Origin of the sequence: Kitasatospora sp. NPDC091276, assembly GCF_040684355.1 — a bacterium.
Taxonomy (GTDB): domain Bacteria; phylum Actinomycetota; class Actinomycetes; order Streptomycetales; family Streptomycetaceae; genus Kitasatospora.
The window spans coordinates 104,956-122,831 of the sequence record NZ_JBFBFU010000011.1 but is presented as its reverse complement, the minus strand read 5'-3'; the positions used below and the strand labels follow the sequence as shown (position 1 = coordinate 122,831).

Genomic DNA, 17,876 nt, shown 5'->3' with positions numbered 1-17,876 from the left:
CGTGCGTAACCTCAACTCCCCCTCCCTCACCCTCGCTCGCGACACCCTCCGCGACGGCATGACCCGCGTCGGCTGGTCGCCCTCCTCCATCGCGGACGCCGAGCTCGCCCTCGTCGAACTGATCGTCAACGCCTGGCGTCACGGCGAGACGACCTCCCCCGTCGTCCTCATCCACTTCCTCTCGAATACTCTCCGCGTCACCGTCGCGGACCGCTCCTCCACCCTCCCCGAGCAGCGAACGCCGTGCCCGCTCGCCGAGTCCGGCCGGGGCCTCCAGCTGGTCGCCGGCCTCACCCACCGGTGGGGCGTCGACCCCCTGAAGCTGGGCAAAATCGTTTGGTTCGAGCTGGACGGTGTCGCGTGATCGCCCACCACCCCATCCATCCGGCCGATCCGGCGCTGCGCCACCTCACGGCCCGCCAGATCACCGGACTCATCGTCGAACTCCGCACCGAGGGGCGTGAGTTCGGGATCCTCTGGCCCTCCGCCCAGCCCGGCGAGACCGACCTCAACGGCCGCGCCCTCGTCTCCCTCGGCAACATCCCGGCCAGCACCCTCATCAACCTCCTCGCCCTCCTCCGCGAGTACAAGCGCGAGCGGGACCGCCGCCGATGCTAGGTCTCCTGACCTTCAACCTCCTGGCCTCCCTCCTCGGCGCCCTCTGCGAAACCCGCGCCCGCCACCTCCACGACCGCACGGCCGCCTACGCAGTGCTTGCCTCATGTCAAGCCTGCGATTCCGCACGGCACTTCGCGGAACCGACGTGCGAGTTCGGTCGGCAGGTAGCCTCCGGGTGGTGAGCACCGATTTTCAGCAGGCGCGGCTGTCACTCGGTGTGCGGCTACGGGAGTTGCGCACCGAGGCGGGCGTGAACGGCCGCGACCTCGCCGGACGGCTGGGCTGGCCGGCGTCGAAGATTTCGAAGCTGGAGAACGGCAAGCAGACGGCCACTCCCGCGGATCTTCATGCGTGGGCCGAAGCGCTGGGATGCCCCGAGACCGCTGCCGAGTTGAAGGGCAGGCTGCAAGGCCTGGAGTACCGCTATCGGGGATGGAAGCGGGTGCTGGCCGGCGGGCACCGGGTGCGCGAGGAAGCCGGAGTCAGGCACGGCCGGGAGGCGGCGGTGACCACCGGCTACGAACCTGCCATCATCCCGGGCATTTTCCAGATCGCGGAATACGCCCGCCACGTCCTGACTCAGGCAACCGATCTGGATGACGGGCCACGTGACATCGAGGAAGGAGTATGTGCCCGGCTGAAGCGTCAGGAGTCCCTCTACCAGCGAGGGAAGCGCTTCCGCTTCATCATGTCCGAGGCCGCACTGTACGTGCAGATCTGTCCGCCCGACATCCTGGCTGCCCAACTCGACCGGCTGGGCGGCCTGCTGGGGCTCGGCACGGTTGAGGTGGGAATCGTTCCGCTCGGGGCTCCGGTGACAGTCATTCCCAAGCACGGTTTCTGGATCTACGACGACAGGCTCGCGATCGTCGAGACGTGGAACGCCGAGCTGCGGCTCGACGAACCCGCCGACATCGCGCTGTACCGGAAGGTCTGGGGAAAGCTGCACGATGCTGCGGTGTACGGCCCTACGGCACACCGGCTGATCGCCCGCGCGCGCTCGACGCTGGCACTGGCAGCCACCTGAGAAACCTGCGGAAGCCTCGCCGCGCACAGGAGAAATGCGGAGAAATGCGGCTCACGCCAGCTTGGTTGGGCCTCTACCGTGCTGGACAGGACCTTGCCGGCACCCGAATGACCGGCACCGATCGAGAGGAGCCGGAATGGGCGAGCACGGAGACGGCAAGGGTGGCGAGGACGGGGACAAGAAGCAGTCCCCGAAGGAGTCCGACGGTCAGTGGACCAAGCCCGTGAAGCCGCCGAAGAAGTGAGCGCCAACTGATGGACGACTACGCACAGTTGCTGACCCGGCTGGAATCGGCGGGGGCGCTGGGCGAGGGGTGGCGGGGCGCGTTCGAGCGTGCCCCGCGCTCTTCCTTCGTCCCGGACTCCGTCTGGGCGCCGGACGGCGACAGCCCGACCGGCTACGGCCGGATCACCCGGGCCGACCACCCGGACACCTGGTGGGCGCTGGTGAACGCCGACGAGGTGGTGGTCACCCAGATCGATGACGGCCTCGATACCGGGCCGGGCATCGCCACCTCCTCGGCCTCCATGCCCTCCCTCGTCGCGAGAATGCTCCGGCACCTGGACGTGGTCGACGGGAACACCGTGCTCGACATCGGCACCGGCACGGGATGGACGAGCGCGCTCCTCTCCGCCAGGCTCGGTGACGTCCACGTGACCACCGTCGAGGTCGATCGAGCGGTCGCCGCCGCAGCGGTCCGACGGCTCACCGCAGCGGGCTTCCATCCCAGTTGCTCGACCGGCGACGGCCTCGAAGGCCGGCCCCTCCGGGCGCCTTACGATCGCATCCATTCCACGGCGGCGGTTCGCCGACTGCCGCGTGCCTGGCTCGAACAGACCCGCCCCGGCGGCGTGATCGTCACCCCCTGGGGCACGCCCTACGCCAACGCCGGACTCCTGCGCGTGGTGGTCGGCGTGCCGGGGGAGCCCTCCCGGGGCAAGTTCGTGGACAACGCCAGCTTCATGTGGGTCCGCAGCCAGCGCCCCCACCCGGTGGCCGAACCGACCGGCCGGCCGATCCTCCGGGGCTCGTCGCCGATCGACCCGGAGCTGGCGCTGGAGAACGTGGACGTGGCGTTCGCCATCGGCCTCCGGGTGCCCGGCGTTCGGTATCACCACACCTGGGACGACGCGGACCCCGGCGGCACCTATCGGATGCGGCTCTCCGACGGCGCCGGCTCCTGGGCGTCCGTCCGCCACCACGACTGGGGCGCCGCCGACGCAGTCCAGCAGGCCGGGCCCCGCCGCCTGTGGGACGAGATCGTCCGCGCCCGCCGACGATGGCTCGCCGACGGCGAACCGGACCTCACCCGCTTCGGCGTGACGATGACGCCGACCGGCGAACAACACGTGTGGCTCGACGAGCCCGGCAACCTGATCGGATGACCCAGCCGCGAACCCCCAGGCACCTGACCTGAGCCCCCGCGCAGGAAGTCGGCCCGGCCGACTTCCTGCGCGGGGCCTTCAGAATCCCGGCCGCATCCTGGCCGTCCTTTTCGGCGCCTTCTGTGAAGCTCGCCCGCGCGGTGGAACCGGTGGCAGGCGCAGACGGTCACCTTCGGTGTGACCTCGAACGAATCGCAGACCGATCCCGTCCGCCCCCACGTCAGCCGCAGGCGCATGCTGTTGGGCGTCGCCGGCGTGGCGGCGGCCGCCGTCACCGTCGGGGGCATCGGCTGGTGGGCGCGGCGGGACGCCGACACCGGCCACCGCGTCTGGAGCCGGACCGGCACCGGCAGCCGGGTCGCCCTGTCGGCCACCCCGCAGTCCGACCTCTACGTCGCGGACTTCGACGGCACGGTCAGGGCCCTCGACCTGCGGACCGGCGCCCCGCGTTGGAGTGCCGAGGTCGCCTCGCGCAACCCCGCCGACAGCAGCTTCGGCTGGCCGATCGCCGCAGGTGACGGACTGGTCTGCGTGACCACCGACTCCCACGTCCACGCCCTGGACGCCGCGTCCGGAGCCGTCCGGTGGACCGTGCCGGCGCCGGGGGGCTACCTGTCCGGATGGACGGACGGCCCCATCGTCGGCGGGGACGTGTTCGCGAGCTACGACGGCCGCGTCCACTCCTACGACGCGGCCACCGGCGAAGCCCGGTGGAGCAGTCCGCTGGAGGCCGCCTGCGTACCGGCGGTCGCGGGCGGCACCGTGTACCTCGCCGCCCCCGCCGGTGGGATCTCCGCCCTCGACGCGAAGACCTGTGAGCGGCGCTGGGAGCAACCCGCCGTCGGCAAGCTCGTCGACCGGCCCGTGGTCCACGAGGGCGTCCTCTACCTGTCGGCTTCCGCCGGCGCCGCCTCGACCGTCTCGGCCTCGACCGTCTCCGCCCTGGACGCGGCGACCGGCCGGGTGCTCTGGCAGCGTGACGACCTCGGCCACCCCGGTGTCCAGCCCGCCCCGGTCGCCGACGGGACGCTCTGCCTCCTCGACAACGACCGGGTCGTCGCCGTGGACGCGGGTACGGGCCGCAGCCGGTGGACCTCCTCGGTGCCGGACGGCCTGGGCCGGGGCATGAGCACCATGGCCGTCGCCGACGGCCGGGTCTACGTGGCGCTGAACGATGGTCGGCTGCACGCCCTCGACCTCGCCACCGGCCGGCTTCAATGGCAGGACGATCCGGCCAAGTTCGGCACCGAGTACACCGGGCTCTCGCTGACGGCCTTCGGCGGCGTCGCCTACCGCGGCAGCCGGGCCGGCCTCTACGCGGCGGGCATACCCGCGGCCTGACCTCCGCGCGAGGTCTCGGCGCGGCAGGGCACCGCGCGGTGCGCCTTCAGGCAGCGGGCACTGCCCGTACGGACCTGGCGCCCGGGTCGACGTCACCGATATCCAGGAGAGTGAGCTTTCGAGTCGAGAGGGGGACGATGCACGCCCACGACAGGACCAAGGCTGCCGCCGCCGGCAAGGCCCGCACGCCGGTCCGTACTTCGGAGCCGGCGACCCGGAACCCGAACCGGGCGCAGGCCGCCGCCCAGTCGCTGCTCGGCCTCCAGAGCACCCACGGCAACGCGGCCGTCGTGCAGATGCTCCGCGCGACCGGGATCCAGCGCGCGTCCGACCAGAACCGGCCCATGATCAATCACCAGAACCCGGACGACGACTGGGAGGCCGACAACACCGCGCCCGCGCGTACGGACGGTCTCGTCCTCAGCGGTCACGGCGCCTGGGAGGCCGCGAACGGCAGCTTCCGGGTGCCCGCGGGGACGAGGGTGCACTTCTACACGCAGCACGGGATGGTCCTCCCCGACGACCTGGGCGGGCAGGTGGAGAACGGCGCCAACCGGGGCGGCAGCGTGGAACAGGGGCAAGAGCGTGGCGCCGCGCGCACCGTGGTGGGCGGGCGGAGCCTGCAGAACTACACCATCTCCTACCCCAGCGGCCTCACCATCCGGGGAAACCCGGCGATCGCCAGCCCGGTGGGCGGTGGGTACGACGTCGAACTCGATCCGGGGACGCCGGCCGCAACCGTCATCAACGTCGCCACGCTGACCGACCCCCAACTCGCGGGCCGCTCGATCGTCTTCGACGGCGACGTGCTGCTGAGCGACATCCTGCGGCCCGGCATGGGCGACGTGCACTTCGCGGCCTGCCGCTTCGTCGAGACCAACAGGCCCGGGACGCGCAACCAGGGCCGTCCTCAGGGCTACAACGGTCCCGGCGACCCCGGCGAGGCCGGCGGCCTCTACAACCCCTGACCCGCCCGGCCTCCAATGCTCCACGCTCTGTGCTCTGCGCAGGAAGTCGGCCCGCCCGACTTCCTGCGCAAGGGGCGCAGCCCCGAGCGGGGCTCAACCGGCCACGCGCACCACGTACTTGCCGGTGGCCCGACCCTCCGCCATCGCGTCGTGCGCGGCGGGGACGGCGGCCAGGCCGGGGACTTCGGTGACCGGCAGCGTGAGGTCACCGGAGGCGAGCAGGTCGAGGACCGTGCGGATGGCGCGGGCGAGCCGTTCGGGGGCGGTGGCGGCCAGGGCGCGGTGGCTGAAGCCGGTGACGGTGAGGTTCCCGGCCATCAGGCGGCCGAGCGGCGGCAGGTCGGCGACGGCGCCGCCGCCCGCGTTGCCGAAGAGGACGATCCGGCCGCCGGGTGCGGTGAGTTCGAGGTCGAGCTCCAGGGCCTCGGTGCCCAGCGGGTCCAGCACGAGGTCGACGCCCCGGCCCCCGGTCGCGGCCCGGACGGCCTCGGGCAGCGCCTCGTCGCGGGCGAAGGCGTGGTGGTAGCCGGAGGCGACGGCGGACGCCGCCTTCTCCGGGCGGCCCACCGTGCCGATCAGCCGACCGCCGCCCCCGATCAGCGGGACCAGTTGGGCGACGGCATGGCCGATCCCGCCGCCGGCCGAGTGCACCAGGACGGTGTCCCCGGCGGTGAGCCGGCCGGCATCGGTGAGCAGCAGCACGGCGGTGGCCAGGCCCAGCGGGGCGGCGGCGGCCTCGCGCAGCGCCAGCCCGTCCGGGACGGGCACGGTGAGCGCGGCCTCGGCGAGCACCACCTCGGCCAGGCCGCCGCCGACGGGCGCGGCCGCCACCCGGTCGCCCACCGCCAGTCCGGTGACGCCCTCGCCGACCGCCCGGACGGTGCCGGCCACCTCCTTGCCCGGCCGGTACGGCCAGGCGGTGACGTAGCCGGCGTCGCCCCGGCGGCCCATCACGTCGACGAAGTTCAGCCCGGCGTAGGCGACGTCGACCGCCACCTGGCCGGGGCCGGGGCTCGGGGCCTCGATCTCCCGGATCTCCGTGTGCTCGGCCCCACCGGGTGCGGTCATCACCAGTGCGCGCATGTCGGTCCCCCTCGACTACGATGTTCGACGAACGGCGAAATTGACGTGAGGCAGTGGTACCACGCAGTTTCGATGATTGTCGAACATTGCAGATCAAGCGCATATCAAACGCGGATCAAACGCAGATCAGGGAGGTCGGATCATGCCCCGCAGCACCCGGCGCCGACCGGCGCTCGCCCACCCCGCGACCGAGGAGATCGACCTGCTCGACGTCCTGCACGCGCTCTCCGACCCCACCCGGATGACCATCGTGCGCATCCTGCGCGCCGAACCCGAGCGGGCCTGCGGCACCTTCCCGGTGGACGTCGCCCCCTCCACCCTCAGCCACCACTTCAAGGTGCTGCGCGAGTCCGGCCTGATCCGCCAGCGCGAGGAGGCCAACCGCAAGTTCTCCGCCCTGCGCGCCGTCGACCTGGAGCAGCGCTTCCCCGGCCTCCTCGACACCATCCTCGCCGCCCACACGCGGGCCGAAGCCGACGCACAGGCCGAAGCTGACGTACAGGCCGAAGCTGACGTACAGGCCGAGGCCGACGCGCGGGCCGAAGCCCGCGCGTAGGCGGCCGCTCGCGCGCGGTGGCGCAGCCCGTCAGCGCAGGCGCGAGGAGGACAGGATCGACGCCAGGTGTGCCACCACCATGCCCCAGGTGATCACCGCGATCCCCGCGACCGCCGCCCGCGTCGCGTCCAGGTTGCCGAGCGCCGCGTCCACCACGGCCGCCGCCAGCAGCACCAGGGAGGCCTCGATGCCGTTCGTCACCCGGTGGATCTTGAACACCGAGGCGAGCCGGCGCGCGGTCGCGATGCCCTGCGAGCGCGGCTGGGTGGACTCCTCGTCCGCCGGGGCCTGTCCGCTGCGGGCCCGGGCCACGTCCACCAGGTCCGTCGAGGCCTTGAGCAGCACCACGCCCAGCGCGGCCGCCAGGCCCACCGACACCCACAGCTCCGACCCGCCCCGGGCCGCCCGCACGCCCGCGCCGATCATCAGCGCCGCGTCCGCCAGATAGGCGCCGAGCCGGTCCACGTAGACCCCGGCCATGCTGAACTGGCGCTTCCAGCGCGCCACTTCGCCGTCGACGCAGTCGAAGAGCAGGAACAGCTGGAACAGCACCGCCGCCAGCACGGCGCCGGTCAGGCCGGGGATCAGCAGGGCCGCCCCGCCGCCGACCCCGCAGACCACCATCACCCAGGTGAGGGTGTTCGGCGACACCGAGGTGCGTACCAACTGCCGGGTCGTGCGCAGCGAGATGCGGCGCATGTACAGCCGTCCCGCCCAGTGCTCACCGTTGCGGCTCTGCAGCTTGGCCTGCGGCTGGCACACCTCGCGCAAGTCCGCGAGCGCCGGAGCAGCCACCATGACGACATCCCTCCACCTGTCCCGAAACGATCACCACAGGCTACGGCCTCCCGGACGCCGCCCCGACAGGCCCCTCGTCGCCGTCCGGAGGCGGGGGAGCCGCCTGCCGGGCGGCCCCGGGAGGAAAACCGGTGGGCCGCCGGAGGGCCCCGGGGCTAGGCTTCGCGGGTTCGTCGGAACCGGAAGCCCCGGCCCCGATCACCCGCCCCCGCAAGCCGGTTGACGTGGTCCGGAGCGCAACGAGGAGTGCTGATCATGGTGACCACAGGCGGCGCGGCGCACAGCCCGGGCCTGGCCGAACTCCTGGCCGAGCACCGGCCGCAGGGCCCGACGGAGACCGCCGACCACGAGCGCGTCCGCCACCTCACCGGGGCCGCCGACGCCTGGGACCGCGGGACGCCGCTGCACTTCACCGCCTCCGCACTGATCGTCCACCCGCCGACCCGGCGCGTCCTCCTGCGCTGGCACGTGCGCCAGCAGGCCTGGCTCCAGGTCGGCGGCCACGGCGACCCGGGGGAGACCCTGCCGCTGGACATCGCGCTGCGCGAAGGCCTGGAGGAGACCGGACTCACCGACCTCACCCCGTGGCCCGACGCCGCCCTCGTCCACCTCGCCGTCGTGCCCGTCCCGGCCTCGCCCGTCGAACCGGCCCACGAACACGCCGACCTGCGCTTCCTGTTGGCCACCGCCACCCCGGAGCGGGCGCGGCCGGAGGACCCCGCCGCCCCGCTGGAGTGGCTCACCATCGCCGAGGCCCGGCAGCGGACCACCGAGGAGAACCTCCGCGAAACGCTCGACCGGGTCGGCCGCCTGCTCGACGCCCCCGCCTGACCTTTCGAACCCCGTTGGAGCGCACCCGGATGCACACCGACCAGACCCTCATCTTCGACGCCGACGACACGCTCTGGGAGAACAACGTCCTCTTCGAGCGCGTCATCGACGGCTTCCTGGACTGGGTCGCCACCCCGGCCGACCGCGAGCGCGCCAGGACCGTCCTCGACGAGATCGAAGCCGCCAACTCCGCCGCCCTCGGCTACGGTGCCGCCGTGTTCCGGCAGAGCCTCGCCGACTGCCTGCGGCGGCTGAACGGCGACCGCACCCCCACCCCGGCCGAAGAAGCCCGGATCGACGGCCTCCTCACTCCGCTCAGCAGCCGCGAGATCGAGCTGATCCCCGGCGTCGCCGACACCCTCGCCGACCTCGCCGGCCGCCACCACCTGCTGCTGCTCACCAAGGGTGACCTCGACGAGCAGCAGCGCAAGGTGACGGCCTCCACGATCGACCACCACTTCCGCGGCGTCCACATCGTGGCCGAGAAGTCGGCGGACACCTACCGGCGGCTCAGGGCCGAGCTCGGCCTCGACCCCGACCGGACCTGGATGATCGGCAACTCGCCCAAGTCCGACATCGCCCCGGCCCGCCAGGCCGGCCTGCGCACGGTCTTCATCCCGCACGAGCACACCTGGGTCCTGGAACACCAGGACCTCGGCCCCGACGAGGCGACCCTGCGACTGGCGGCCTTCTCCGAGTTGCTGCGGCACTTCTGACACGGACCGGCGGGGTCGCCGGGGTCGCCGGGTTCGGCGGGGTCGGCGGCGGCGCTCACAGCGCGAGCACCGCCGCCGGCGCCGGTGCGCCGCCCCGGTGCAACCAGGCCCGCTCCGCGGCCGTCCACGTGCTCGTCGTCACCAGGTGGAGCGCGGCGGCCACCGGCACCAGCATCGCGAACAGCACCGACCCGAAGGACAGGTAAGGCAGCAGCCCCGCCCCCGGCTGAGGGGTCGGCTGCGCGGCCGCCGCCCGCCTGGCCCGGCGGAAGTTGACGTACCCGACCGCCGCCAGCCCGGCGTACAGCAGGCCGAACACCGCCAACTGCCCGGCACCGTGCGCGCTCCCGACGTGCAGGCCGAGCGGCACACCGAACAGGGTGTGGTCCAGCAGGCCGTTCGGGGTGGTGAACAGGCGGTACATCACCGAGAAGAACGGAATCTGCACCAGCATCGGCAGGCACCCCGCGAACGGCGAGGCCCGCTCCTCCCGGTACAGCTCGGCGAGCGCCTCCCGCAGCTTCTCCGGGCGGTCCTTGAACCGCCGGTTCACCTCGGCGACCTTCGGCGCCAGCCGCGCCCGCGACTTCTCCCCCCGCGCCGCCGCGCGCGCGAAGGGATGCAACGCCAGCCGGACGGCGACGGTGAACAGGACGATCGCCAGCGCGGTCGGCAGTACCTGGGCCAGCGCGGCGACGGCGGCATGGGCGACGGCGACGGCCGGGTCGAGAACAGCGAGAACGGACATGGTGGAGCGAGCCCTCCGGGGGTCTCGGAAAACGAGTGGTCGACGGAGGACGGCCGCGCGGAACGGCGGAAGACGACGAAGCTACGCGGCCGCCGGGGCCGCACCCGGTGCCCTCGGGCGTCGCCTGCCCCGGGCATCGGGATCGCGCTGCGGCAGGAAGGCCGTACGGAACGCGCGCCGCCGCAACACCCCGCTGCGCACCGCCGTCGGCGCCCGCGCCCCCAGCAGCCGCGCCCCCGCCAGCGTGCCCGCGACCGCACCGGCCAGCAGCGCCACGGCGGCGACCGCCGCCACCGACGCGACCGTCCCGCCCTCGGTCACCAGCTCCCCGGTCAGCACCCGGAGCAGCCCGAGCAGCATCGCGACGACGGTCATGCGCTGCTCCTCCTTCGGCGTGATGGACCTGGGGCTGCACGGACTTCGCGGCCCTCGGGCTTCGGCCCCACGGACTTCTGGCTCCACGGACTCGGGGCCGGACTTCAGACGTTCAGGACGATCGCCGAGCCCGCCGAGTTCCCGCCCGGCGCGGAATTCCCGTGGCGCACCCGGCGCGCCGAGGTGCTTCGCGAGGCGGTGCAGGGGCGTAGCCGCAGGTGCTACACGGGGCTACCGTGGAGGGATGAAGACGATTACCCAGCGGGAGTTCCGGAACAACTCCGCCGCGGTGATGGACGCGGTGGAGGCCGGGGAGACCTTCCACATCACCAGGAACGGGGTCGAGGTCGCGGAGCTGCGACCGGTGTCCGGACGGCGGCGGCTCACGGCGGAGGAGCTGGTGGCGCGGCACGTGAAGCTGCCGCGGGTGGACTACCAGCAGATGCGCAAGGAGGCCGAGGAGTACTTCGGGCCGGAGGAGCTGGTGGGCGACGAGGGCGACGACCCGTTCGAGCGGCGGCGTGGCTGAGCGCAGGCGGGCAGCCCGGCGGCGGCCGGCCGGGGTGCTCGACACCTGTGTCTACATCGATCTGGCCCTGCTCTCCCCGGCGAACCTGCCGGCCGTGCCGGAGCTGACCGCGATCACCTTCGCGGAGCTGCAACAAGGCGTGTCGATGGCCCGCGACGCGGTCAGCCGGGCGGCCCGGCTGGAGGTGCTGGGCGCGGCGATGGCCGACTTCGACCCGCTGCCGTTCGACGCGGCGGCGGCCGCCCGCTACGGCACGCTGGTGACCCTCACCATCGCCGCCGGGCGGCAGCCGCGCCCGCGCCGGATCGACCTGATGATCGCGGCCGTGGCCTCGGCCCACGGCCTGCCGCTGTACACCCGCAACGTCGCGGACTTCCGGGGCCTGGGTTCGGCGGTGGAGGTCATCGGGGTGTGACGGCCGCCGCTCGCCGGTGGAGCCGTGCTCTTCGCGCTCTTCGTGTCGCTGGCCTGCCGCCCCCGCCCCGCTGGCTGGTCATCTAAGCAGCTTAGAAGTGGAATCGAGGGATGGAAGGGGGCGGCAGGCCCGGCAGTCGCTCAGCCCAGGCGGACCGCGGTGCCCGTGGCGGCGGAGGCCCGGGCGGCCTCCAGGACGGCCAGGGTGGCCACCGCGTCGCGCGGGTCGACCGGGGGCGGGGTGCCCGGGGAGGCCAGGGCGGCGGCGATGCCCGCGTAGAAGGCGGGGTAGTCGCCCGGTTCGGTGGGCAGCGCGATCGAGGACTCGTCGGTGCCGAGGGTGCCGTACTGCGAGGGCTGGTCGGCACCCCACGGGCGGGCGCCGTCCGGTCGGTGCCCGGCCCGCAGTTCCGCCTCCTGCGGGTCCATGCCGGGCTTGACGTACCCGGCGGCGTCGCCGAGCACCCGCAGCCGGGGGCCGATCAGCGGGGTGATGGCGCTGGTCCACAGGTGCGAGCGGGTGCCGGAGGCGTGGGTGAGGGCGAGGAAGGCGTCGTCGTCGACGACCGCGCCGTCCCGGCGCACGTCGACCTCCGCGTACACCGTCTCCACCGGGCCGAACAGGGTCAGCGCCTGGTCCACCAGGTGGCTGCCCAGGTCGTACAGCGTGCCGCCGACCTCCGCCGGGTCGGCGAGCTCGCGCCAGCCGGGCTTGGGCTTCGGGCGGAACCGCTCGAAGCGGGACTCGAAGCGGTGCACCCGGCCGAGCGCGCCGCCCCGGACCAGCCGGGCGGCGGTCAGGAAATCGCCGTCCCAGCGCCGGTTCTGGAACACGGAGAGCAGGGTGCCCCCGGCCTCGGCGAGCTGGCACAGCTCCAGCGCCTCGGCGGCGGTGCCGGCCAGCGGCTTGTCGACGACGGTGGCCAGCCCGGCGCGCAGGGCGGCGCGGGCGAGCGGCGCGTGGGTGCGGTTGGGCGAGGCGACGACGACGAGGTCGAGCGCGTTCGGGTCGGCGAGCAACTGCTCGGGGGTGTCGACGGCGCGGGCACCGGGGTGTTCGCGGCGCAGCTGCTCGCGGCGCTCGGGGTTGGCGGTGACCACGGCGTCCAACCGCAGCCCCGGCGTGGTGGCGATGAGCGGGGCGTGGAAGGCGGAGCCGGCCAGGCCGTAGCCGATCAGGCCGACGCGGAACGGGCGGTCCGGAGAGGACGAGGGGGTCGAGGCGCTCATGCGCCCACTCAATCACGAGGCGCCCGGTTGCTCCCGGTTTCGCAGGGGCGGGGCCCGGGAGACGGGGCGGACGTCGGTTCGCGTCCTCGCTCGTCGGACGGCATGGGGGCGAGGCGTCTCAGGGCAGTTGACGGGTCAGCCGACGCAGCCGGGTACCGAGGGGGAGCTGCCGACGCAGTTGTCGGGGGTGTTTCCACTGACCGGTGTCGTGGTGAGTGTCATGGTGCCGTTCTGCCGGTAGATGCCGCCGGCCGTCATGACGGCATGGTTGGCGCTGATCCGGGTGCTGGTCAGCGTGGTGGCGGTGGAGTCGATGGCGGCGATGCCGCCGCCCTGGGATCCGGAGCTGTTGCCCGCGTCGATGAAACTGCTGGTGGTGGTGAGCGAGCCGCGTAGGCCGTTGTAGATCCCGCCGCCCTGGCCGGTGGCGCTGTTCCCGGCCACGGTGCTGTTCGTGAAGGTCGCCACCGCCCCCTTCTGGGGGGCGCCGACGTCCTCGTTGGCCAGGCCGCCGCCCCTGCCCTGGGCGGTGTTGCCGGTCAGGGCGCTGGCCGTGAGGGTCACCGCGCCGTAGTTGAGGATGCCGCCGCCGTCGGTGACGGTGGAGCCGTTGCTGAGGGTGACGTTGCCCTTGAGGGTGAGGCTGGCGCCCGCGGCCACCTTGACGATGCGGAAGCCGGCCGTACCGGCCGTCGTCGAGCGCGTGATGGTGTCGTTGTCACCGGTCAGGGTGATGGCGGTGGTTATGACCGGCAGCGCGTTCGCGCCGTCGGTGTCACTGCTGTGCGACGAGGCGATGGTGTAGACGCAGTCGGTCGCGAGGACGACGTTGCCCCCGCCGGCGCTGTTGGCGGCGTTGATCGCCGCGACCAGCGCCGTCTCGTTGCAGGCCACGGCCGCCTGTGCGGAGGTGGGGGCCAGTGCGGCCAGCACGGCGGTCAGGACGACGGAACCGGCGAGGACCGGAATGGTGCGGATGCGTCGCATGACGCTCCCTTCGGGTTGATGGAGACCCCCGTGTTCGTGGTGCCGTGCCAGCAGCAGCAGCAGCGGGCGCGGGCGCGCCCGGCTCGGCCCGCGCGAGCAGACCGGGCCAGGCCGTGGAGGCTTCGCGCCACGGCCTGGCCCGGCGGCCGAGCGATGCCGCGCGTCCGTCTCAGGTGGTGGGGACCGGCGGAACGGCGCAGGCCTTCACGGCGGCGGTGCTGGCGGTGGCGGCGGTGGCGGCCGCGGTGGCGGCAGCGGTGGAGGAGGTGACCGCGGCGGCCTCGGCGGCGGCGGCGCTGGTGGCGGCTGCGGCCTCGGCGGCGGCGTTGGGTGGCACGGCTTGGGTCGCCGCGATGAAGGTCTTGAGGGCGGCGGCGGCCGACGCGGCGTCGGCCTGCGCCGCGGCTGCCGCGGTGGAGGCGTTGGCGGCGGCGACCGACGAGGAGACGGTGGCGGCCGCGCAGGCCACGGCGTCCCTGTGGGCCTGGCCGGTCGACGCCGAACTCGGTGTGTTCGTCGAGATGTTGGTGGCCCCGGCCGCAGCCGTGCCTCCGGCCAGCAAGGTGCCGATGGCAAGAGCTGCGACGGCTATGCGATGGATCTTCATGGGTCCCTGTCCTGGGAAGGATGGGCTCACGTGCCCGGCAGCACAGCCGAACACGGATGCCACGGTGACGGGAGCCGAACCGGCTCCCACCAGAACAAGAACACCGAGCGGCTCGCCTGTCCCTTCGACCATCGCGCCGACGTGCTGAACAGCCGGACCGGAACTGTCCGACTTCCTGTGCGACTTCGCTGGTCAGGAGCGCACGGGAAGGTCTGGTACGAACTGCTCGGTGGTCCCCTCATCGGCGTAGCGCGTTTGCGCGGAGGAACCCGCCCACCGGCCGGCTGCCTCCGTTCGCACCGCGGCCGTGCCTGGGCGGAAGTGGTGCACGCGGATGCGTTGCTGCCGGCGTGCCGTGGCCGTTCCCGTCCGGGGCCGCCCCGGTCGGCCCGAGGAGGCAGGCTCTAGGCTGGTGCGTGTTGGGGCAGCCAGTGGCGCCCGGCCGGCCGAGGGTGTCCGGTCCGGAGCGATGTGCGAAATCGTTCAGAACCGTTGCAAGACCAAGGAGACACCTACGTGGCAGACCGCAAGCCCATCGAGTCCTGGCTGACCGACATGGACGGCGTCCTCATCCACGAGGGCACGCCGATTCCCGGTGCGAAGGAGTTCCTGCGCAGGCTGCGGGAGTCCGGCAAGCCGTTCCTGGTCCTCACCAACAACTCCATCTACACCCCGCGCGACCTCAGCGCCCGCCTGGCCGGGATGGGCCTGGAGGTGCCGGAGGAGTGCATCTGGACCTCCGCCCTGGCCACCGCCAAATTCCTCAAGGGCCAGCGCCCGGGCGGCACCGCCTACGTGATCGGCGAGGCGGGGCTCACCACCGCGCTGTACCAGGCCGGTTACGTGCTGACCGACAACAACCCGGACTACGTCGTCCTCGGCGAGACCCGCACCTACAGCTTCGAGGCGCTCACCAAGGCGATCCGCCTGATCAACCAGGGCGCCCGGTTCATCTGCACCAACCCCGACGAGACCGGCCCGTCCCCCGAGGGCGTGCTGCCGGCCACCGGCTCGGTCGCGGCCCTGATCACCAAGGCGACCGGCGTCGAGCCGTACTTCGTCGGCAAGCCCAACCCGCTGATGATGCGCGAGGCGCTGAACACCGCCGGGGCCCACTCCGAGACCGCCGTGATGATCGGCGACCGGATGGACACCGACATCGTCGCGGGCATGGAGGCCGGCATGGAGACCATCCTGGTGCTCACCGGCCTGACCGCCGCCGCCGACGTCGAGCGCTTCCCGTACCGGCCGACCCGGGTGGTCAAGTCGATCGCGGACCTGGTCGAGCTGGTCTAGCCTCTGCGGTGCTGTCGTGGGCCCCGTTCCGGCCGGTCGCCGGAGCGGGGCCCGTTTCGTACCTGTGGTTCGTACCTGTGGGGAGGCACCGGCGCAATGAGCGCGACGGGGGACGCGGGGCCGCCGGAGGCGCGGCGGGATGCCGGGGGCGTTGGCGGGGAGGCCGACGAGAAGCGGGTCACCTGGGCCGAGCTCTACTTCGACCTGGTCTTCGTCTTCGCGATCACCCAGGTCTCCGGGCTGCTGCACCACCACCACGACGCCACCGGGCTGGTCCGGGCGCTGGTGGTGTTCGTGCCGGTGTACTGGTGCTGGGTGGGCACCACCGTGCAGGCCAACATCCGGGACGTGGACAACCTGCGGGACCGCCTCGGCATCCTGGCGGTCGGGCTGGGCGGCCTGTTCATGGCGCTCGCCGTCCCGGGCGCGTACGGCGGGCGGGGCGTGCTGCTCGGCGCCGCGTACTGGCTGGCCCGGCTGGTGCTGCTGCTCCTGCTGATCCGCCTGCCGGGCGTCTGGCGCGGCCCGTACGGCGTCGGCGTGCTGGTCAGCGGGCCGCTGCTGGTCGTGGGCGGACTGCTGCCGGCCGGGCCGCGGCTGGCCCTGTGGACGGCGGCCGCGCTCTGCGACCTGGCCGCGCCGCTGGTGTTCCGGCGGCGGCTGGCGGCGGTGGCGTACCACCCCTCGCACATGCCGGAGCGGTTCGCGCTGTTCCTGCTGGTGGCGCTCGGCGAGTCGATCGTCGGGATCGGCGGGACGGCGGCCGGCGCCCGGCTCGACGTGGCCGAACTCGCGGCCGTGGCCGCCGCGTTCACCATCTCGGCGGGGCTGTGGTGGCAGTACTTCGTGTACGCGGCGGACGCCATGCGGTACGCCGTGGAGGTCGCCGACTCCCGGCGGGACGTCGTCCGGCGGATCTTCCAGTACGGGCACCTGGCGCTGGCCGCCGGGGTGATCGGGGTGGCGGTCGGCTTCGGGGAGACCGTCGCGGACCCGTGGCAGACGCTGGGCCCGGGGTCGGTGGCGCTGCTGTACGGCGGGTGCGGGCTGTACCTGCTGACCTTCGGGTACACCCGCTGGATGATGTTCCGCAAGGTGGCGACGACCCGGGTCGGTGCGGCGGCGGTGGTGCTGGGACTGGCGCCGGCGGTGGTGCGGCTGCCGGCGTTGGCGGTGCTGGTGGCACTGGCGGTGCTGCTGGTGGCGCTCAACGTGGTGGAGCACGTCCGGGTGGTGCGGGCGGTCGGTGCGGACCCCGCGCCGGTGCCGCCTGCCGGGTCCGCGCTGCCTGTTGGGTCCCCGCTTCCCGCTGGGTCCCCGCTGCCTCCGGCGGCTCCGGCGGCTTCTGCGGCTTCGGCGGAGTGAGTTGTCGGTGGGGCTGTGTAGCGTTCGGGGTGAAAGAGGGCGTGCGGCACAACAGCCGCGGTGTGGGAGGTAGATGTCGTGACGGACACGGTCGAGGCGGGCGTGGTGGAGGCCGGCGAGGGCGGCGGGCTGGAGCTGCCCGAGTCCTGGCGCCCGGTGCTGGGCGCCGAGACGGAGAAGCCGTACTTCGCCGAGCTGGCGGCCTTCGTGGCGGCCGAGCGTGCGCAGCACCAGGTGTTCCCGCCGAGCGGCCAGGAGTTCGCCGCGCTGGAGGCCACGCCGTACGAGAAGGTCCGGGTGCTGGTCCTCGGGCAGGACCCGTACCACGACGACGGCCAGGCCCACGGCATGAGCTTCTCGGTGCTGCCCGGCACCAGGACGCCGCCCTCGCTGCGCAACATCTTCAAGGAGCTGGACGCCGACCTCGGCGTCCCCGCCCCGGACAACGGCTACCTGATGCACTGGGCCGAGCAGGGCGTCCTGCTGCTCAACGCGGTGCTCACGGTGCGCGCGCACGAGGCCAACTCGCACAAGGCGAAGGGCTGGGAGAAGTTCACCGACGCCGTGATCAAGGCGGTGAGCGAGCGCGAGGAGCCGGTGGTCTTCGTGCTGTGGGGCAACTACGCGAAGAAGAAGCTGCCGCTGATCGACACGTCCAAGCACGTGGTCGTGCAGGGCGCGCACCCGTCGCCGCTGTCGGCCAAGCTGTTCTTCGGCAGCCGCCCGTTCTCGCAGATCGACACGGCGCTGGACGGTTTCGGCGGCGAGCCGATCGACTGGCAGGTGCCCAACCTGAAGCAGGGCTGAGCACCCGGGGCTGAGCGCCCGGGGGCTGGGTGAGGGGTGGTTCGGGCGGGCGGGGTCGCCCGTCCGCCCGCTCACGGCCACCCGGCGTTCACCGCCCGTCGCGGGCGGGCGGTGGCCGGTGTGCTTAGCTGGTGCCGACCGGTCGCCGGACCGGCTCTGGGGGAGGGGCGGTACGTGCGCCGGGTGGGACGGGTA

Annotated in this window: 21 protein-coding genes; 14 read left to right on the top strand and 7 right to left on the bottom strand. The window is 73.1% G+C overall.

Annotated elements, in window-relative coordinates:
• The first annotated feature begins 1 nt into the window (after nt 1).
• From AB0O19_RS16070 to AB0O19_RS16045, 6 genes are all read left to right on the top strand, one after another.
• Nucleotides 2-364, top strand: coding sequence for an ATP-binding protein (locus AB0O19_RS16070; protein ID WP_363583708.1), 363 nt, complete (start codon nt 2-4; stop codon nt 362-364).
• Entirely contained in the window at nt 361-618 is a 258-nt protein-coding gene (locus AB0O19_RS16065) for a hypothetical protein (protein ID WP_350881245.1), read from the top strand. Before AB0O19_RS16070 ends, AB0O19_RS16065 begins: the two co-directional genes overlap by 4 nt.
• Before the next feature lie 178 nt (nt 619-796).
• On the top strand, nt 797-1,645 hold the full coding sequence (locus AB0O19_RS16060; protein ID WP_363620036.1) for a helix-turn-helix transcriptional regulator: 849 nt from the start codon (nt 797-799) through the stop codon (nt 1,643-1,645).
• A gap of 254 nt (nt 1,646-1,899) precedes the next feature.
• On the top strand, nt 1,900-3,030 hold the full coding sequence (locus tag AB0O19_RS16055; RefSeq protein ID WP_363620034.1) for a methyltransferase domain-containing protein: 1,131 nt from the start codon (nt 1,900-1,902) through the stop codon (nt 3,028-3,030).
• 177 nt (nt 3,031-3,207) lie between these two features.
• Nucleotides 3,208-4,371 carry a PQQ-binding-like beta-propeller repeat protein gene (locus AB0O19_RS16050; protein WP_363620031.1) on the top strand — a complete coding sequence of 388 codons (1,164 nt, stop codon included), beginning with the start codon at nt 3,208-3,210 and terminating at the stop codon, nt 4,369-4,371.
• 137 nt (nt 4,372-4,508) lie between these two features.
• A complete protein-coding gene (locus tag AB0O19_RS16045; protein WP_363620030.1) occupies nt 4,509-5,339 on the top strand; it encodes a putative adhesin in 831 nt (276 codons plus the stop codon).
• A gap of 93 nt (nt 5,340-5,432) precedes the next feature.
• Here the strand turns inward: AB0O19_RS16045 and AB0O19_RS16040 are convergent, their stop codons facing one another.
• Nucleotides 5,433-6,422: a zinc-binding dehydrogenase gene (locus tag AB0O19_RS16040; protein ID WP_363620028.1), complete on the bottom strand. Its 990-nt coding sequence runs from the start codon at nt 6,420-6,422 to the stop codon at nt 5,433-5,435.
• A 142-nt stretch (nt 6,423-6,564) separates the two neighbouring features.
• Here AB0O19_RS16040 and AB0O19_RS16035 point away from each other — a divergent pair, with 142 nt between their 5' ends.
• Nucleotides 6,565-6,978, top strand: coding sequence for a helix-turn-helix domain-containing protein (locus AB0O19_RS16035; RefSeq protein WP_363620026.1), 414 nt, complete (start codon nt 6,565-6,567; stop codon nt 6,976-6,978).
• Between the two features lie 30 nt (nt 6,979-7,008).
• Here AB0O19_RS16035 and AB0O19_RS16030 read toward each other — a convergent pair whose 3' ends face one another.
• On the bottom strand, nt 7,009-7,776 hold the full coding sequence (locus AB0O19_RS16030) for a CDP-alcohol phosphatidyltransferase family protein (protein ID WP_063349245.1): 768 nt from the start codon (nt 7,774-7,776) through the stop codon (nt 7,009-7,011).
• A gap of 255 nt (nt 7,777-8,031) precedes the next feature.
• Here AB0O19_RS16030 and AB0O19_RS16025 point away from each other — a divergent pair, with 255 nt between their 5' ends.
• Both AB0O19_RS16025 and AB0O19_RS16020 read left to right on the top strand, forming a co-directional pair.
• The gene (locus tag AB0O19_RS16025) at nt 8,032-8,607 is read left to right on the top strand and encodes an NUDIX domain-containing protein (RefSeq protein WP_363620024.1); all 576 of its coding nucleotides are present in this window, start codon (nt 8,032-8,034) and stop codon (nt 8,605-8,607) included.
• A gap of 29 nt (nt 8,608-8,636) precedes the next feature.
• Entirely contained in the window at nt 8,637-9,323 is a 687-nt protein-coding gene (locus AB0O19_RS16020) for an HAD family hydrolase (protein ID WP_363620022.1), read from the top strand.
• A 55-nt stretch (nt 9,324-9,378) separates the two neighbouring features.
• Here the strand turns inward: AB0O19_RS16020 and AB0O19_RS16015 are convergent, their stop codons facing one another.
• Nucleotides 9,379-10,071 (bottom strand): YidC/Oxa1 family membrane protein insertase, encoded by a 693-nt coding sequence (locus AB0O19_RS16015; RefSeq protein ID WP_363620021.1) that lies wholly within the window; start codon nt 10,069-10,071, stop codon nt 9,379-9,381.
• Between the two features lie 81 nt (nt 10,072-10,152).
• Nucleotides 10,153-10,446, bottom strand: coding sequence for a DUF6412 domain-containing protein (locus tag AB0O19_RS16010; RefSeq protein ID WP_063349248.1), 294 nt, complete (start codon nt 10,444-10,446; stop codon nt 10,153-10,155).
• A 244-nt stretch (nt 10,447-10,690) separates the two neighbouring features.
• On the opposite strand from AB0O19_RS16010, the gene AB0O19_RS16005 reads away from it, so the two are divergent.
• Nucleotides 10,691-10,975, top strand: a complete 285-nt coding sequence (locus AB0O19_RS16005) for a type II toxin-antitoxin system prevent-host-death family antitoxin (RefSeq protein ID WP_063349249.1) — start codon at nt 10,691-10,693, stop codon at nt 10,973-10,975.
• Nucleotides 10,968-11,390 carry a type II toxin-antitoxin system VapC family toxin gene (locus AB0O19_RS16000; RefSeq protein ID WP_363370200.1) on the top strand — a complete coding sequence of 141 codons (423 nt, stop codon included), beginning with the start codon at nt 10,968-10,970 and terminating at the stop codon, nt 11,388-11,390. The genes AB0O19_RS16005 and AB0O19_RS16000 overlap by 8 nt, the downstream gene beginning before the upstream one ends.
• Before the next feature lie 140 nt (nt 11,391-11,530).
• Here the strand turns inward: AB0O19_RS16000 and AB0O19_RS15995 are convergent, their stop codons facing one another.
• From AB0O19_RS15995 to AB0O19_RS15985, 3 genes are all read right to left on the bottom strand, one after another.
• Nucleotides 11,531-12,619, bottom strand: a complete 1,089-nt coding sequence (locus AB0O19_RS15995) for a Gfo/Idh/MocA family oxidoreductase (RefSeq protein ID WP_363620020.1) — start codon at nt 12,617-12,619, stop codon at nt 11,531-11,533.
• Between the two features lie 135 nt (nt 12,620-12,754).
• Entirely contained in the window at nt 12,755-13,606 is an 852-nt protein-coding gene (locus tag AB0O19_RS15990; RefSeq protein WP_363620018.1) for a hypothetical protein, read from the bottom strand.
• A 169-nt stretch (nt 13,607-13,775) separates the two neighbouring features.
• A complete protein-coding gene (locus AB0O19_RS15985) occupies nt 13,776-14,213 on the bottom strand; it encodes a hypothetical protein (protein ID WP_363620015.1) in 438 nt (145 codons plus the stop codon).
• Nucleotides 14,214-14,729: 516 nt separating this feature from the next.
• Here AB0O19_RS15985 and AB0O19_RS15980 point away from each other — a divergent pair.
• From AB0O19_RS15980 to AB0O19_RS15970, 3 genes are all read left to right on the top strand, one after another.
• Entirely contained in the window at nt 14,730-15,509 is a 780-nt protein-coding gene (locus AB0O19_RS15980) for an HAD-IIA family hydrolase (protein WP_063349252.1), read from the top strand.
• A 96-nt stretch (nt 15,510-15,605) separates the two neighbouring features.
• Complete coding sequence (locus AB0O19_RS15975; protein ID WP_363620013.1) at nt 15,606-16,874, top strand: low temperature requirement protein A; 1,269 nt, start codon at nt 15,606-15,608, stop codon at nt 16,872-16,874.
• A gap of 78 nt (nt 16,875-16,952) precedes the next feature.
• Nucleotides 16,953-17,681: a uracil-DNA glycosylase gene (locus tag AB0O19_RS15970; RefSeq protein WP_363583676.1), complete on the top strand. Its 729-nt coding sequence runs from the start codon at nt 16,953-16,955 to the stop codon at nt 17,679-17,681.
• Nucleotides 17,682-17,876 lie beyond the last annotated feature (195 nt).